We start from the raw sequence: 15,673 nt of genomic DNA on the forward strand, positions 1-15,673 counted from the left end.
GATCTCGGTGATGTCGACGTTGATCGACTCCACCACGGCGGTCTGCTCTTCGGTCGCTGTCGCCACGGACTGGTTCATCCCGTCGATCTCACCAATGCGCTGGGTCACGCTGCCCAGGCGTTCGCCGGCCTGGTTGGCGATGCCGACGCTGCTTTCGCTCTGGCGCTGGCTGTCGGTCATGATGCCCACCGCTGCGCGGGCGCCGACTTGCAGCTCTTCGATCATCGTCTGCACTTGCTGCGCTGAGTCCTGGGTGCGGTGAGCGAGGTTGCGCACCTCATCGGCCACCACGGCAAAACCGCGACCGGCCTCACCGGCGCGGGCCGCTTCGATGGCGGCGTTGAGCGCCAGCAGGTTGGTCTGCTGGGAGATGCTGGTGATCACTTCCAGGATCTGCCCGATGTTGACCGTGTTGCTGTTGAGGGTTTCGATGTTGCCGCACGAGTCGCTGATCTTCGCCGACAACTGTTGCATCGCCGCGATGGTTTTATCCACCACTTGCTGGCCGTCTTCGGCCAGGTTGCGGGCGTCGCTGGAGTGCTGCGAGGCGAGGGCGGCGTTCTGCGCGATTTCCTGGGCGGCGGCGCCGAGCTGGTTGATCGCCGCAGCCACACTGCTGGTGCGCGAGGCTTGCTGGTCGGAGTTGTACATCGACGAGTTCGACGCGGCCACTACGCGTAGCGCTACTTCGTTGACCTGCCCTGTGGCCGAGGCCACTTCGATGATCGAGGTGTGAATGCGTTCGACGAAGCGGTTGAACGACAGCCCCAGCGCGCCGAATTCGTCGAGACCGTGAATGGTCAGGCGTTTGGTCAGGTCACCTTCGCCTTCGGCGATGTCGTGCATGGCGCGGCCCATGGTCAGCAGCGGCTGCATAAGCAGGCTGATCAGCATGCCCAGCAGGGCGATGATGATGACTACGGCGATCACCATGGCGATGATCGCCGAGGTGCGGAATTCGCTGAGCATCGAGAACGCCGTTTCCTGGTCGAGCACCAGTGCCACGTACCAGTCCGCCGATGGCACGCCGTTGACGTGGGTGAAGGAGATGAACTGGCGCTTGCCGTCGATCTCGACTTCTTTCAGGCCCGGGCTGACTTTCGGCGTGTCGCTCGGATAGGCCTCGGCCAGGTTCTTGAGCACCAGCTTGCTGTCCGGGTGAATCAGGATCTTGCCGTCGGCACCGACAATGAACGCATGGCCGTGGCCACCGAAGTTCAGCGAGTTGATGATCGCGCTGACGCTGGACAGGTCGATGTCGGCGCCGGCGACGCCAATCATCTGGCCCTGGTGCTTTACCGGGGTGGCCACGGTGATCACCAGTTTGCCGGAGGAGGCGGCGATGTAGGGTTCGGTGACGATGGTCTGTTGTGCGCTATTGGCCGCTTTGTACCAGCCACGGGCACGTGGGTCGTAGTCCGCCGCACGGTTGCCCGCCGGGACCGAGAACATCACGCCGTCGGCGCCACCGAAGTAGCTCAGCTGGAAGTTGCCGGTGTAGGCGGGCAGGTCGATGATCCGTTTCAGGCCGGCGGGCGCACTGCCGTCGGCGCTGACCTGTTGGGCCATCGACTGCAGCAACTGCATGCGGCTTTCCAGCCAGGTCTGGATGTTGCTGGTGGTCAGGCTGCCGAGTTCCTGCATCGAGGCTTCGGTACTGTTGCGCAGGGTTTCGCGCTGGCGATAGTCGTTGAACAGGATGAAACAAGCGAATGCGACGGCCACCACGAGGGCGGCAGCCAGCAAGATCTTGTGGCTGAACTTCATGTTTCTGGTCATGGGATGAGCTACCGCAGAGGGGCTGTTCTACAAAATGGGGGAGCAAATGCCACCGACGTGGCATTGCGTTGCATTTATGTCGACTGAGCGGCGCTAAAGATTAGGCGGATTTTGCTGAAAAACGACGAAATGCCCGGTGAACGAGGAAAGTGGTTGATTTTCGGCAAAAGGCAGACGAGTGGCCCGATAAATAGCCTGCCGGGCACGGAACCTCACAGGGGTTTTCTCTTCTAAGCTTCAGCTTGGCAGCCATGCCAATCCCCTACGCCCCCCGGAGTTTCACCATGTCGCTGCGTTCCATCGCCCTGCTTTCGTTCTGCGTATTGCTCGCTGCCTGCAGCAAGGTCAATCAGGAAAACTACTCGAAGCTCTCGGCCGGCATGGCCAAGGCCGATGTGGAAACCCTGTTGGGCAAACCCGCCGATTGTTCAGGCGCGCTCGGCATGTCCAGTTGCACCTGGGGCGACAAAAACAGCTTTATCAGCGTGCAGTTCGCCGGTGACAAAGTGCTGATGTTTTCCGGCCAAGGCCTGAAGTAAACCGGGGCGTTCGCCCACGGGAGAAAAATAATGAAGCGGTTATTGATCATCCTTTTTGCCGGCCTGGTGTTGGCTGGCTGTGCCTCGTCTGGCCCGGACCCTTTGGCGCCCAAGACGGCCAACAGCGTCAACCTCAAGCGCTACCAGGGCACCTGGTACGAGTTGGCTCGTCTGCCGATGTACTTCCAGCGCGACTGCGCGCAATCCGAAGCCCATTACACGCTTAAACCCGATGGCAACGTCGCGGTATTGAACCGCTGTCTGACAGCGCAGTGGCAATGGGAAGAGGTCAAGGGCACGGCTTATCCGGAGGTGCCCGGCAAGAACGACAAGCTGCGGGTCGAGTTCGATACCTGGTTTTCCAGGCTGATCCCGGGTACGGCGAAGGGCGAGTACTGGGTGCTGTACGTCAGCGATGACTACAAGACCGCCATCGTCGGTGACCCGAGTCGCAAGTATCTGTGGCTGTTGTCGCGCACGCCGACTGTAAATGGAGTGGTGCGTGAGGAGCTGCTGAGCAGGGCGCGTCAGCAGGGTTACGACACCACCCGGTTGATCTGGCGGGCGTCGGAACAGCAGATGGCCAAGACCTCGAACTGAAAAAAGATCGCAGCCTGCGGCAGCTCCTACAGGGTCAACATCAATCCCCTGTAGGAGCTGCCGCAGGCTGCGATCTTTTGCTTTTACCCGAGCAATTCGCGCAGGACTTGGGTGAAGGCGCGGCTGCTTTCTTCTTCTCCGGCATGGCGCCCGTCACGCACTACCCACTGGCCATTGACCAGCACATCCCGCACCTGACGATCCCCACCGGCAAACAGCCAGCGGTTGAGAATTCCGTCGCCGCTGGCTGTTGCCAGATACGGATCGTTGCCGTCGAGCACCAGCCAGTCGGCGCGCTTGCCGACTTCCAGCGCGCCAATCGGCTGACCCAGTGCCTGGGCGCCGCCATCCAGCGCGGCATCAAACAGCGTGCGTCCGACCATCGGCTGCTCCGCGCCATACAATCGATTACGCCGTTGGTCGCGCAAACGCTGGCCGTATTCCAGCCAGCGCAATTCTTCCACCACGCTCAATGACACATGGCTGTCGGAACCGATGCCCATGCGGCCGCCCTGGGCGAGGAAGTCCACCGCCGGGAAGATCCCGTCGCCGAGGTTGGCTTCGGTGGTCAGGCACAGGCCGGCGATGGCACGACTCTTGGCCATCGACGTGACTTCTTCCGGGTTGGCGTGGGTCGCGTGGACCAGGCACCAGCGTTGATCGACGTCGACGTTTTCGTACAGCCATTGCAGCGGACGACGACCACTCCAGGTCAGGCAGTCGTCGACTTCTTTCTGCTGCTCGGCGATGTGGATGTGCACCGGGCACTGCTTGTCGCTGGCTGCCAGCACTTCACTGATCTGCTGCGGCGTGACCGCGCGCAATGAGTGGAAACACAATCCCAGGGACTGAGCCGGTTGCTGTGCCAGGACCGGTTGCAGGCGCGATTGCAGCTTGAGGTAGTTTTCGGTGCTGTTGATGAAGCGGCGCTGGCCTTCGTTCGGGGTCTGGCCACCGAAACCGGAGTGGCTGTAGAGCACCGGCAACAGGGTCAAACCGATGCCCGCGGAGCCTGCTGCCTGGCTGATACGCAGGGCCAGTTCAGCCGGGTCGGCATAAGGTTGGCCGCTGATGTCATGGTGTACGTAATGAAATTCCGCCACCGAGGTGTAACCGGCTTTTAGCATTTCGATGTACAGCTGACGGGCGATGACGCCGAGTTGCTCCGGGCTGATTTTTCCGACGAGACGGTACATCAGATCGCGCCAGGTCCAGAAACTGTCGTTCGGATTTCCCGCCACTTCCGCCAGCCCGGCCATGGCCCGCTGGAAGGCATGGGAGTGCAGATTCGGCATGCCAGGCAGCAGCGGACCGCTCAACCGCTCGGCGCCATCTGCATGAGAATCGGCCTGGATATGGGTCAATACGCCATCGGCGCTGACCTCAAGACGTACATTGTTGGCCCATCCACTAGGCAGCAGCGCGCGTTCGGCAAAGAAGGCGGACATGGTTCAGCACCCCATCGTGTGTTATTTGTATATACATATACAGACGTTTGCCTGCCCGGTAAACTCCGGCAAGCTAGCGACATCAACTAAACGACCAAGGATTAACCGTGCCGACTCCGCCTCCAGTCTCTCCGTTGGCCGCGAACATGGGCGACAGTCCGGCGCCCTTGTACGCCCGCGTCAAACAAATGATCACCCAGCAAATCGACAGCGGAAACTGGCCGCCGCACTACCGCGTTCCGTCGGAAAGTGAGCTGGTCAGCCAGTTGGGCTTCAGCCGCATGACCATCAACCGTGCCCTGCGCGAGATGACTGCCGACGGTCTGTTGGTGCGCATGCAAGGCGTCGGTACGTTCGTCGCCGAGCCGAAAAGCCAATCCGCGCTGTTCGAAGTGCACAACATCGCCGATGAAATCGCCTCTCGCGGTCATCGCCACACCTGCAAGGTCATTACCCTTGAAGAAGAGGCCGCCGGTTCCGAGCGCGCCCTGGCCCTGGACATGCGCGAAGGGCAGAAGGTGTTCCATTCGCTGATCGTGCATTTTGAAAACGATATTCCGGTGCAGATCGAAGACCGTTTCGTCAACGCGCTGGTGGCGCCGGATTACCTCAAGCAGGACTTCACCCTGCAAACGCCCTACGCCTACCTGAACCAGGTCGCGCCGCTGACCGAAGGCGAGCACGTGGTCGAGGCGATCCTGGCCGAGCCGTCCGAATGCAAATTGCTGCAGATTGAAAAGGGCGAGCCGTGCCTGCTGATCCGTCGCCGCACCTGGTCCGGCCGCCAGCCGGTGACCGCCGCTCGCTTGATCCACCCCGGTTCCCGTCATCGTCTGGAAGGTCGGTTTCATAAATAGAGAGCCATAAATGAGTAGTCTGAAAGTTTTGCGCGCGGTCGATTACCCGCGCATGCCGTGGAAAAACGGCGGCGGCAGCACCGAAGAAATCACCCGCGATGCCGGCACCGGCCTGGATGGGTTTGGCTGGCGCCTGTCGATTGCCGACATTGGCGAATCGGGCGGGTTTTCCACCTTCGCCGGTTATGAGCGGATCATCACCGTGTTGCAGGGTGACGGCATGAGCTTGTCGGTGGATGGCCAGATCACGCGCTCACTGTTACCGCTCGACCCGTTTGCCTTCAGTGGCGAGAGTCATGTCTCCTGCACGCTGCTCGGCGGGCCGATCCGTGATTTCAACCTGATCTACGCGCCGCAGCGTTACCGTGCACGGTTGCAGTGGTTGGACAGTGAACAGCGGTTTTTCAGCGAGGCGGGGACTGTGCTGGTGTTCAGTGTCAGTGAAGCGTTGGAGGTGAAGGTCAATGCCGACGCCTCGCAACTGGGTCGCCATGATTGCCTGCAATTGGTCGGTAACGGTGGGTTACTGGAAGTCTCCACCAGCGCCGCCTGCTGCGTGATTGAGCTGACCGCACGCTGATTCACAAATCGTCAAAAGATCGCAGCCTTCGGCAGCTCCTACATTTGGAATGCGTTCCCCTGTAGGAGCTGCCGAAGGCTGCGATCTTTTGCTTTTAACCGTTCCCAAAAGCGCACCAACTTGTTACCGAACGCCCCAGTGCGGCGCAAAACCACGCCCAAGTAACAAACCCCACACCCGCCAAAAATCCCCTCCGAAAAATTTCATCTTCCCCGGAGCCCTTGTTCCAGGCGCTCTCCAGCCGTTTCAGGATTTTTCTTGAATGCTCATCCAACAAGTTGGCCGCTTGATTGCATATGCTTGTATGTACAAGTAAAGACGTATGTGTATGAGTCACGAGGACTCAACCATCGTCCACTGATTCGCCGGTGTGCACTGATGCCCATTGGCTTGCTCGCCCACTGCCTGGGTTGGTTTTGGATTGATTGCTGAGGAGTTCTTTTCGTGACTAAATTTCGTGACGTTGAAATCCGCGCTGCCCGCGGTAACAAGCTGACCGCCAAGAGCTGGCTGACCGAAGCGCCGCTGCGCATGCTGATGAACAACCTCGACCCGGAAGTCGCCGAGAACCCTAAGGAACTGGTGGTTTACGGTGGTATCGGTCGCGCTGCCCGTAACTGGGAATGCTACGACAAGATCGTCGAAAGCCTGACCAACCTGAATGACGACGAGACCCTGCTGGTGCAATCCGGCAAGCCGGTCGGCGTGTTCAAGACCCACACCAACGCGCCGCGCGTACTGATCGCCAACTCCAACCTGGTGCCGCACTGGGCGAGCTGGGAACACTTCAACGAACTCGACGCCAAAGGCCTGGCCATGTACGGCCAGATGACCGCCGGCAGCTGGATCTACATCGGCAGCCAGGGCATCGTCCAGGGCACCTACGAAACCTTCGTCGAAGCCGGTCGCCAGCACTACAACGACAACCTCAAGGGCAAGTGGGTCCTGACCGCCGGTCTCGGCGGCATGGGCGGTGCCCAGCCTCTGGCCGCGACACTGGCTGGCGCCTGCTCGCTGAACATCGAATGCCAGCAGGTCAGCATCGATTTCCGTCTGAAAAGCCGTTATGTCGATGAGCAAGCCAAAGACCTCGACGACGCGCTGGCGCGTATCGACAAGTACACCAAGGAAGGCAAGGCGATCTCCATCGCGCTGCTGGGTAACGCGGCTGAAATCCTGCCGGAACTGGTCAAGCGTGGCGTGCGCCCGGACATGGTCACCGACCAGACCAGCGCCCACGACCCGCTCAACGGTTACCTGCCTGCCGGCTGGACCTGGGACCAGTACCGCGCTCGCGCCAAGACTGAACCTGCCGCAGTGATCAAGGCCGCCAAGCAATCGATGGCCGTGCACGTCAAAGCGATGCTGGACTTCCAGAAAATGGGCGTGCCGACCTTCGACTACGGCAACAACATCCGTCAGATGGCCCAGGAAGAAGGCGTGGAAAACGCATTCGACTTCCCAGGCTTCGTACCGGCCTACATCCGTCCGCTGTTCTGCCGCGGTATCGGCCCGTTCCGTTGGGCTGCGCTGTCGGGCAACGCTGAAGACATCTACAAGACCGACGCTAAAGTAAAAGAGCTGATCCCGGACGACGCCCACCTGCACAACTGGCTGGACATGGCGCGCGAGCGCATCAGCTTCCAGGGCCTGCCGGCACGTATCTGCTGGGTTGGCCTGGGCCTGCGTGCCAAGCTGGGCCTGGCGTTCAACGAAATGGTGCGTAGCGGTGAGCTGTCCGCGCCAATCGTGATCGGCCGCGACCACCTGGACTCCGGCTCGGTATCGAGCCCGAACCGCGAAACCGAATCGATGCAAGACGGTTCCGACGCCGTGTCCGACTGGCCACTGCTCAACGCCCTGCTCAACACCGCGAGCGGCGCGACCTGGGTGTCGCTGCACCACGGCGGCGGCGTCGGCATGGGCTTCTCCCAGCACTCGGGCATGGTGATCGTCTGCGACGGTACCGACGAAGCGGCCGAGCGTATCGCTCGCGTGCTGCACAACGACCCGGCCACTGGCGTTATGCGTCATGCCGATGCCGGTTACCAGATCGCCATCGACTGCGCCAAGGAACAAGGGCTGAACCTGCCGATGATTACCGGCAAGTAATGCTTGCCCTGTAGGAGCTGCCGCAGGCTGCGATCTTTTGATCTTGATCTTTTAAAAACAAGAGATCGCAGCCTCGTTTCACTCGACAGCTCCTACAGGGATCGAGTTAACCAAGAATAACAATCCATAGAGGTTGAACCATGGCTGTTAACAGCGAGCGTGCAGGCAACAAACCGTTGATCGAGAAACGCTCGATCGACTACATCCCGGAAGCGGAAAGACACGGTCGTCTGTTTAGCCAGTTCACCCTGTGGATGGGTGCCAACCTGCAAATCACCGCGATTGTCACTGGGGCGCTGGCCGTGGTGCTGGGCGGTGACGTGTTCTGGTCGCTGATCGGCCTGCTGATCGGGCAATTGCTCGGTGGCGGCGTGATGGCGCTGCATGCGGCGCAAGGCCCCAAGCTCGGCCTGCCACAGATGATTTCCAGCCGGGTACAGTTCGGCGTGTACGGCGCGGCCATCCCGATCGTGCTGGTCTGCTTGATGTACCTGGGCTTCACCGCAACGGGAACCGTGTTATCCGGCCAGGCGCTGGGCCAGTTGTTTGGCGTCAGCGACACCGTCGGTATCCTCCTTTTCGCCAGTGTCATCGTGCTGGTCACGGTGCTCGGTTATCGGGTGATCCATTGGATCGGCCGTGTTGCCAGTGTCATTGGCGTGATTGCCTTTGTTTATCTGTTCAGCCGTCTGATCAGCCAGGTTGACGTTGGCGCTCTGTTGCAGATCCGCCACTTCAGCTGGAGCAGTTTCTTGCTCGCGGTGTCGCTCGCGGCGTCCTGGCAGATCGCCTTCGGCCCTTATGTGGCTGACTATTCTCGCTACCTGCCGAGCAAGATTTCCTCGGTGAAAACCTTTTTCGCCGCAGGCGCAGGTTCGGTCATTGGTGCACAAGTGGCGATGGTCCTCGGCGTGTTCGCTGCCGCTTCGGCCAACGGGCAATTCGCCGGCCACGAAGTGGCCTACATCGTGGGTCTGGGCGGGACCGGTGCCACCGCTGCGCTGCTGTACTTCAGCATCGCGTTCGGCAAGGTCACCATTTCCACGCTGAACTCCTACGGCAGCTTCATGTGCATCGCGACCATCATCAGCGGTTTCCGCGGTGACCTGAAAGTCACGCGCTTGCAGCGTCTGGTCTTCGTGCTGGTCATCGTCGGTGCTGCGACCCTGATGGCGTTGCTCGGCCAGCACTCGTTCCTCGGTGCGTTCAAGTCCTTCATCCTGTTCTTGCTGGCGTTCTTCACGCCATGGAGTGCGATCAACCTGGTGGACTACTACTGCATCACTCGCGAGCGCTATGACGTGCCGGCGCTGGGCGATCCGAACGGTCGCTACGGTCGTTGGAACCTTCTCGGTATCAGCGTCTATGTGTTCGGTGTGCTGGTGCAGCTACCGTTCATCTCCACCAAGTTCTATACCGGTCCGCTGGTGGCGGCCCTGGGTGATGTGGATATTTCCTGGATCATCGGTCTGGTGATTCCCGCAGCCCTGTATTACCTGTGTGCGAAAAAATGGCACGGCACAGTGCCTGATCGTTTGATCCTGCCGGTCGAGCAGGACGCGGTCACCGAACAAAAGCTGAATGTCGGTCGCGCTGCGGCGCAGGCCTGATTGGACGTGGACAGGGCTGGATGCCTCTTGACTGCCGTAAGCCAATTCATGATTAGGAGCGTCAAAACAATGAAATCGAACAAGACCCTGCTGACCACATTGCTTTCCATGGGCCTGCTGGCCAGCGCTGGCGCCACTCAGGCGGCGGGTTGGTGCGAGTCGGGCAAGCCGGTGAAATTTGCCGGTTTGAACTGGGAAAGCGCCATGCTGCTGACCGACGTGATGCAAGTCGTGTTGGAGAAAGGCTACGACTGCAAGACCGACAGCCTGCCGGGCAACTCCATCACCATGGAAAACGCCCTGAGCAGCAACGATATTCAAGTGTTTGCCGAAGAATGGGTCGGCCGTAGCGAAGTCTGGAACAAGGCTGAGAAGGCCGGCAAGGTCGTCGGTGTCGGCGCGCCGGTGGTGGGTGCGATCGAAGGCTGGTACGTGCCGCGCTACGTGATCGAAGGCGACGCCAAGCGCAAGCTGGAAGCCAAGGCGCCGGACCTGAAGAATATTGCCGACCTGGCCAAGTACTCGGCCGTTTTCAAGGACGCCGAAGAGCCATCCAAGGGCCGTTTCTACAATTGCCCGGCCGGCTGGACCTGTGAACTCGACAACAGCGAAATGCTGAAAAGCTACGGCCTGGAAAGCACCTACACCAACTTCCGCCCAGGCACCGGCCCGGCGCTGGATGCCGCCGTGCTGTCGAGCTACAAGCGTGGCGAGCCGATCCTGTTCTACTACTGGTCGCCAACGCCGCTGATGGGCCAGGTCGACGTGGTGAAACTCGAAGAGAAACCAGGCGTGAACAAGACTGTGACCATCAAGGTCGGCCTGTCCAAGACCTTCCACGACGAAGCCCCGGAACTGGTGGCCGTGCTGGAAAAGGTCAACGTGCCGATCGACCTGCTGAACCAGAACCTGGGACGCATGACCAAAGAGCGGATCGAGTCGCCAAAACTGGCCAAGATCTTCTTGAAGGAACATCCTGAAGTCTGGCACGCGTGGGTGAGCGAAGACGCAGCCAAGAAAATCGACGCGGCCTTGTAGGTTGGGCTTTTCCGACTGCCGGCAACGGCAGTCGGACGCTTGATCGCAACCCCTTGATTGAGAGTCTCTTATGTTTCCCGAAAGCTTTACCTTTTCCATCGCCGACTGGGTCAACGGTTGGGTCGATTCGCTGGTCACCAACTACGGCGACGTGTTCCGGCACATCTCCGATACGCTGCTGTGGGCCATCGTCAATCTTGAGAGCCTGCTGCGTGCGGCGCCCTGGTGGCTGATGCTGGCGATCGTGGCGGGCGTGGCCTGGCACGCGACCCGTAAAGTCGTGACCACGTCAGTGATCGTCGGCCTGCTGTTCCTGGTGGGTGCGGTCGGCCTCTGGGACAAGCTGATGCAGACCCTGGCGCTGATGATGGTGGCGACGATCATTTCGGTGTTGATCGGCATTCCGCTGGGCATTCTCTCGGCACGCAGCAATCGCCTGCGTTCGGTGCTGATGCCCTTGCTGGACATCATGCAGACCATGCCGAGCTTCGTGTACCTGATCCCGGTGCTGATGCTGTTTGGCCTGGGCAAGGTCCCGGCGATTTTCGCCACCGTGATCTACGCCGCGCCACCGCTGATCCGCCTGACCGATCTGGGCATTCGCCAGGTCGACGGCGAAGTGATGGAAGCGATCAACGCCTTCGGTGCCAACCGCTGGCAGCAACTGTTCGGCGTGCAACTGCCGCTGGCCCTGCCGAGCATCATGGCGGGTATCAACCAGACCACCATGATGGCCCTGTCGATGGTCGTGATCGCCTCGATGATCGGTGCCCGTGGCCTGGGTGAAGACGTGCTGGTGGGGATTCAGACCCTGAACGTCGGACGTGGCCTCGAAGCCGGTCTGGCGATCGTGATTCTGGCTGTGGTGATCGACCGCATTACACAGGCGTACGGTCGCGCACGGCATGAGGTGAGCAAATGAACAACGCAACCGTGAGCAAGATCGAAGTCAAAAACGTCTTCAAGATATTCGGCAACCGTGCCAAGGACGCGCTGGCCATGGTCGGCCAGGGCAAGACCAAGGATCAGGTGCTGGCCGAAACCGGCTGCGTGGTGGGCGTGAACGACCTGTCGCTGAGCATTGGCAGCGGCGAGATTTTCGTGATCATGGGCCTGTCGGGCTCCGGCAAGTCGACCCTGGTACGCCACTTCAACCGCCTGATCGATCCGACCAGCGGGGCGATCCTGGTGGACGGCGTGGACATCCTGCAGTACGACATGGAAGCCTTGCGCGAATTTCGCCGGCGCAAGATCAGCATGGTGTTCCAGAGCTTCGGCCTGTTGCCGCACAAGAGCGTGCTGGACAACGTCGCCTACGGCCTGAAAATCCGTGGTGAAAGCAAAGCCATGTGCGCCGAGCGTGCGCTGCACTGGATCAACACCGTGGGCCTCAAGGGCTACGAAAACAAATACCCGCATCAGCTTTCCGGCGGCATGCGCCAGCGTGTGGGCCTGGCCCGCGCCCTGGCGGCGGACACCGACATCATCCTGATGGACGAAGCCTTCAGTGCCCTCGACCCGCTGATTCGTGCGGAGATGCAGGACCAGTTGCTGGAACTGCAAAAGACCCTGCACAAGACCATCGTCTTCATCACCCACGACCTCGACGAAGCCGTGCGCATCGGCAACCGCATCGCGATCCTCAAGGATGGCCGCCTGATCCAGGTCGGCACGCCGAGAGAGATCCTGCACTCGCCGGCGGATGAGTATGTCGACCGCTTTGTGCAGCGTCGGGCGGCGGTGGTTTAAGAGATTTGCAGTGAGTGAGCTGGCCTCTTCGCGAGCAGGCTCGCTCCCACAGGGAAATGCATTCCAATGTGGGAGCGAGCCTGCTCGCGAAGGCGGCGGTGAAGCTGCATCAATATTTGGATGAGGTTGAAGATGTCCCAGGCTGAAAAAATCGTTATCACCCAAGCGCAGGTCACTTGGCAGGATGTGGTCGCCGTCGCTCGTCATGGCGCGCAGCTTGAACTGTCGGCGCCGATCTGGGCGCGCATCGAAAACGCCCAGGCCATCGTCCAGCGCATCGTCACCAGCGGCGAACGCGCCTACGGCATCAACACCGGCCTGGGCGCGCTGTGCAACGTCTCGCTGCAGGACGAGCAACTCAGCCAATTGTCGCGCAATACCTTGCTCAGCCACGCCTGCGGCGTTGGTGCACCACTGGCCGACGAGCAGACCCGCTCGATCATGTGCGCCGCCATCGTCAACTACAGCCACGGCAAATCCGGCCTGCACCGTCAGGTCGTCGAAGCGCTGCTGGCGCTGCTCAACCGGGGCATCACCCCGCAGGTGCCGTCCCAGGGTTCCGTGGGCTACCTGACCCACATGGCCCACATCGGCATCGCGCTGCTGGGCGTGGGCAATGTCAGCTATCGCGGGCAGATCGTTGCCGCGCAACAGGCGCTGGCCGAAGAAGGCCTTCAGCCGGTCAAGCTTGGCGCCAAGGACGGTTTGTGCCTGGTCAACGGCACGCCGTGCATGACCGGCCTGAGCTGCCTGGCCATTGCCGACGCTACGCGCCTGCTGGAATGGGCCGACGTGATCGGTGCCATGAGCTTCGAAGCCCAGCGCGGGCAGATCGACGCGTTCGATGCCGAGATCATCGCGCTCAAGCCCCACCCTGGCATGCAACAGGTCGGGATCAACCTGCGCGCCTTGCTCGACGGCAGTGAAGTGATCGCCCAGAGCAAAGGCATTCGCACGCAAGATGCCCTGAGCATTCGCTCGATCCCGCAAGTGCATGGCGCTGCGCGCGATCAATTGGTGCACGCGACCAAACAGATCGAAACCGAACTCAACGGCGCCACCGACAACCCGCTGGTGCTGGGGACTGCGGACAACTACCGCGTGGTGTCCCAGGCCAACCCCCACGGCCAGTCCGTGGCCATGGCCGCGGACCTGCTGGCGATTGCCATGGCGGAAATCGGCTCCATTGCCGAACGTCGCCTGGACCGCTTGATCAACCCGCACGTCAGCGGCTTGCCGGCGTTCCTGGTGGCCAACCCGGGGGTGAACTCCGGGATGATGATCGTGCAATACGTGGCCGCTTCCCTGTGTGCGGAAAACCGTCAGCTGGCGCAACCGGCGGTGCTGGATAACTACGTGACATCGGGTCTGCAGGAAGATCACCTGAGTCTGGGCACCAACGCCGCGCTGAAGCTGCATCGCGCGCTGGAAAACTGCACGCAGATCCTCGCCATCGAGTACCTGTTGGCGGCCCAGGCGTTTGAATTCTTGAAAGAGCAACGCTTCGGCGCGGGCACCGATGCCGCTTGGCGTCTGCTGCGCGAGCGCGTTCCGGCCTATGACCAGGATCGCTGGCTGGCGCCGGACATCGCTGCCGCTGCCGGCGTTCTGAAAGACCCTGCTTTGCTGCAAAAAACCTTACCGAACTTGAACTGATTTCCAAACAAGACCAGCGTGCCAAGGCGCCAGCCCCCTTAAAAAGGGGGAAGCGACGGACAACGGATATTTCCGGAGCGTCTGGTAGTTAACAACAAACTCTCAAAAGGAGAATGAACATGACTGCGCTTAATTTGATTCCCGGCCAACTGAGCCTTGCCCAACTGCGTGATGTCTATCAGCAACCGGTCAAAATCACCCTCGATCACAGTGCTGCAGCCCAGATCGAAGCCAGCGTGGCCTGCGTGGAGCAGATCCTCGCCGAGAACCGCACCGCCTACGGCATCAACACCGGTTTCGGCCTGCTGGCCTCGACCCGCATCGCCAGCGAAGACCTGGAAAACCTGCAGCGCTCGCTGGTGCTGTCCCACGCCGCCGGTGTCGGCCAGCCGATCAGCGACGAACTGGTGCGTCTGATCATGGTGCTCAAGGTCAACAGCCTGAGCCGTGGTTTCTCCGGCATCCGCCGCGTGGTGATCGACGCGCTGATCGCCCTGATCAACGCCGAGGTGTACCCGCACATTCCCCTGAAAGGTTCGGTCGGTGCTTCCGGTGACCTGGCGCCTCTGGCCCACATGTCGCTGGTGCTGCTGGGCGAAGGCAAGGCACGCTACAAGGGCGAGTGGATGGAAGCCACCGAAGCGCTGAAAGTCGCCGGCCTGACCCCGCTGACCCTGGCCGCGAAAGAAGGCCTGGCGCTGCTCAACGGCACTCAGGTGTCCACCGCGTTCGCCCTGCGTGGCCTGTTCGAAGGTGAAGACCTGTTCGCCGGTGCCCTGGCACTGGGCGGCCTGACCGTTGAAGCGGTACTGGGCTCGCGCTCGCCGTTCGATGCTCGCATCCATGCGGCCCGTGGCCAGAAAGGCCAGATCGACGCGGCCGCCGCTTATCGCGATCTGCTGGGCGAGCGCAGCGAAGTCTCCGACTCCCACGAGAACTGCGAGAAGGTACAAGACCCGTACTCCCTGCGTTGCCAGCCACAAGTCATGGGCGCCTGCCTGACCCAGTTCCGTCAGGCCGCCGAAGTGCTGGCCATCGAAGCCAACGCCGTCTCCGACAACCCGCTGGTGTTCGCTGCCGAGGGTGACGTGATTTCCGGCGGCAACTTCCACGCCGAGCCGGTGGCCATGGCCGCCGATAACATGGCCCTGGCCATCGCTGAAATCGGCTCCCTGAGCGAACGCCGCATCTCGCTGATGATGGACAAGCACATGTCGCAACTGCCGCCGTTCCTGGTGGCCAACGGCGGCGTGAACTCCGGCTTCATGATCGCCCAGGTGACCGCCGCGGCACTGGCCAGCGAAAACAAGGCGCTGTCCCATCCGCACTCGGTGGACAGCCTGCCGACCTCCGCCAACCAGGAAGACCATGTGTCGATGGCGCCGGCAGCCGGCAAGCGTCTGTGGGAAATGGCCGAGAACACTCGCGGGATTCTCGCGGTTGAATGGCTGGCCGCGGTTCAGGGCCTGGACCTGCGCAACGGCCTGAAGACTTCGCCAAAACTGGAACAGGCCCGCGCCATCCTGCGCAACGAAGTGCCGTTCTATGAGAAGGACCGCTTCTTCGCGCCGGACATCAATGCCGCGACCGAGTTGTTGGCCTCGCGCTGCCTGAACGAGTTGGTTTCGGCGAAGTTGCTGCCGAGCCTGTAAGGGCTCCAATGTAGGAGCTGCCGCAGGCTGCGATCTTTTGATCCTGCTTTTAA

Annotated in this window: 13 protein-coding genes and 1 pseudogene; 11 read left to right on the plus strand and 3 right to left on the minus strand. The window is 61.1% G+C overall.

The window, feature by feature from the left end; translation table 11 throughout:
• Positions 1-651: methyl-accepting chemotaxis protein (locus tag AC07YV_RS00005; RefSeq protein WP_494990258.1), on the minus strand; the 651-nt coding region annotated here is incomplete at its 3' end.
• 93 nt (positions 652-744) lie between these two features.
• A pseudogene (locus AC07YV_RS00010) lies at positions 745-1,779 on the minus strand (HAMP domain-containing protein); the annotation flags it as partial.
• A gap of 284 nt (positions 1,780-2,063) precedes the next feature.
• Between AC07YV_RS00010 and AC07YV_RS00015 the strand changes: the two are divergent.
• Positions 2,064-2,318 carry a hypothetical protein gene (locus AC07YV_RS00015; protein ID WP_007975531.1) on the plus strand — a complete coding sequence of 85 codons (255 nt, stop codon included), beginning with the start codon at positions 2,064-2,066 and terminating at the stop codon, positions 2,316-2,318.
• Positions 2,319-2,348: 30 nt separating this feature from the next.
• Positions 2,349-2,918, plus strand: a complete 570-nt coding sequence (locus AC07YV_RS00020) for a lipocalin family protein (protein ID WP_102698539.1) — start codon at positions 2,349-2,351, stop codon at positions 2,916-2,918.
• An 83-nt stretch (positions 2,919-3,001) separates the two neighbouring features.
• Here the strand turns inward: AC07YV_RS00020 and AC07YV_RS00025 are convergent, their stop codons facing one another.
• Positions 3,002-4,366: a formimidoylglutamate deiminase gene (locus AC07YV_RS00025; RefSeq protein ID WP_102698540.1), complete on the minus strand. Its 1,365-nt coding sequence runs from the start codon at positions 4,364-4,366 to the stop codon at positions 3,002-3,004.
• A gap of 146 nt (positions 4,367-4,512) precedes the next feature.
• Here AC07YV_RS00025 and hutC point away from each other — a divergent pair, with 146 nt between their 5' ends.
• The 9 genes from hutC (at position 4,513) to hutH (AC07YV_RS00070) (ending at position 15,620) form a co-directional block, all read left to right on the plus strand.
• The gene (gene hutC, locus AC07YV_RS00030; RefSeq protein ID WP_162135916.1) at positions 4,513-5,223 is read left to right on the plus strand and encodes a histidine utilization transcriptional repressor HutC; all 711 of its coding nucleotides are present in this window, start codon (positions 4,513-4,515) and stop codon (positions 5,221-5,223) included.
• A 10-nt stretch (positions 5,224-5,233) separates the two neighbouring features.
• Positions 5,234-5,803 carry a HutD/Ves family protein gene (locus AC07YV_RS00035; RefSeq protein WP_102698541.1) on the plus strand — a complete coding sequence of 190 codons (570 nt, stop codon included), beginning with the start codon at positions 5,234-5,236 and terminating at the stop codon, positions 5,801-5,803.
• A gap of 444 nt (positions 5,804-6,247) precedes the next feature.
• Positions 6,248-7,915 (plus strand): urocanate hydratase, encoded by a 1,668-nt coding sequence (gene hutU / locus AC07YV_RS00040; RefSeq protein WP_102698542.1) that lies wholly within the window; start codon positions 6,248-6,250, stop codon positions 7,913-7,915.
• A gap of 140 nt (positions 7,916-8,055) precedes the next feature.
• On the plus strand, positions 8,056-9,525 hold the full coding sequence (locus AC07YV_RS00045; protein ID WP_102698543.1) for a purine-cytosine permease family protein: 1,470 nt from the start codon (positions 8,056-8,058) through the stop codon (positions 9,523-9,525).
• Positions 9,526-9,594: 69 nt separating this feature from the next.
• Positions 9,595-10,563 carry an ABC transporter substrate-binding protein gene (locus tag AC07YV_RS00050; protein WP_095964585.1) on the plus strand — a complete coding sequence of 323 codons (969 nt, stop codon included), beginning with the start codon at positions 9,595-9,597 and terminating at the stop codon, positions 10,561-10,563.
• A 70-nt stretch (positions 10,564-10,633) separates the two neighbouring features.
• Entirely contained in the window at positions 10,634-11,485 is an 852-nt protein-coding gene (locus AC07YV_RS00055) for an ABC transporter permease (RefSeq protein ID WP_007975541.1), read from the plus strand.
• Complete coding sequence (locus tag AC07YV_RS00060; RefSeq protein WP_007975542.1) at positions 11,482-12,312, plus strand: quaternary amine ABC transporter ATP-binding protein; 831 nt, start codon at positions 11,482-11,484, stop codon at positions 12,310-12,312. The genes AC07YV_RS00055 and AC07YV_RS00060 overlap by 4 nt, the downstream gene beginning before the upstream one ends.
• Positions 12,313-12,444: 132 nt before the next feature.
• The gene (hutH, locus tag AC07YV_RS00065) at positions 12,445-13,968 is read left to right on the plus strand and encodes a histidine ammonia-lyase (protein ID WP_102698544.1); all 1,524 of its coding nucleotides are present in this window, start codon (positions 12,445-12,447) and stop codon (positions 13,966-13,968) included.
• A gap of 119 nt (positions 13,969-14,087) precedes the next feature.
• On the plus strand, positions 14,088-15,620 hold the full coding sequence (hutH, locus tag AC07YV_RS00070) for a histidine ammonia-lyase (protein WP_102698545.1): 1,533 nt from the start codon (positions 14,088-14,090) through the stop codon (positions 15,618-15,620).
• Positions 15,621-15,673 lie beyond the last annotated feature (53 nt).

This window comes from Pseudomonas sp. GW456-E7, from assembly GCF_059424105.1.

Bases quoted from the DNA above. Each gene is read 5' to 3' on its own strand.
- AC07YV_RS00025 (WP_102698540.1), bottom strand. From the start codon at position 4,366: ATGTCCGCCTTCTTTGCCGAACGCGCGCTGCTGCCTAGTGGATGGGCC.
- AC07YV_RS00060 (WP_007975542.1), top strand. From the start codon at position 11,482: ATGAACAACGCAACCGTGAGCAAGATCGAAGTCAAAAACGTCTTCAAG.
- AC07YV_RS00050 (WP_095964585.1), top strand. From the start codon at position 9,595: ATGAAATCGAACAAGACCCTGCTGACCACATTGCTTTCCATGGGCCTG.
- hutH (WP_102698545.1), top strand. From the start codon at position 14,088: ATGACTGCGCTTAATTTGATTCCCGGCCAACTGAGCCTTGCCCAACTG.
- hutC (WP_162135916.1), top strand. From the start codon at position 4,513: ATGGGCGACAGTCCGGCGCCCTTGTACGCCCGCGTCAAACAAATGATC.
- AC07YV_RS00055 (WP_007975541.1), top strand. From the start codon at position 10,634: ATGTTTCCCGAAAGCTTTACCTTTTCCATCGCCGACTGGGTCAACGGT.
- AC07YV_RS00045 (WP_102698543.1), top strand. From the start codon at position 8,056: ATGGCTGTTAACAGCGAGCGTGCAGGCAACAAACCGTTGATCGAGAAA.
- AC07YV_RS00035 (WP_102698541.1), top strand. From the start codon at position 5,234: ATGAGTAGTCTGAAAGTTTTGCGCGCGGTCGATTACCCGCGCATGCCG.
- AC07YV_RS00020 (WP_102698539.1), top strand. From the start codon at position 2,349: ATGAAGCGGTTATTGATCATCCTTTTTGCCGGCCTGGTGTTGGCTGGC.
- hutH (WP_102698544.1), top strand. From the start codon at position 12,445: ATGTCCCAGGCTGAAAAAATCGTTATCACCCAAGCGCAGGTCACTTGG.
- AC07YV_RS00015 (WP_007975531.1), top strand. From the start codon at position 2,064: ATGTCGCTGCGTTCCATCGCCCTGCTTTCGTTCTGCGTATTGCTCGCT.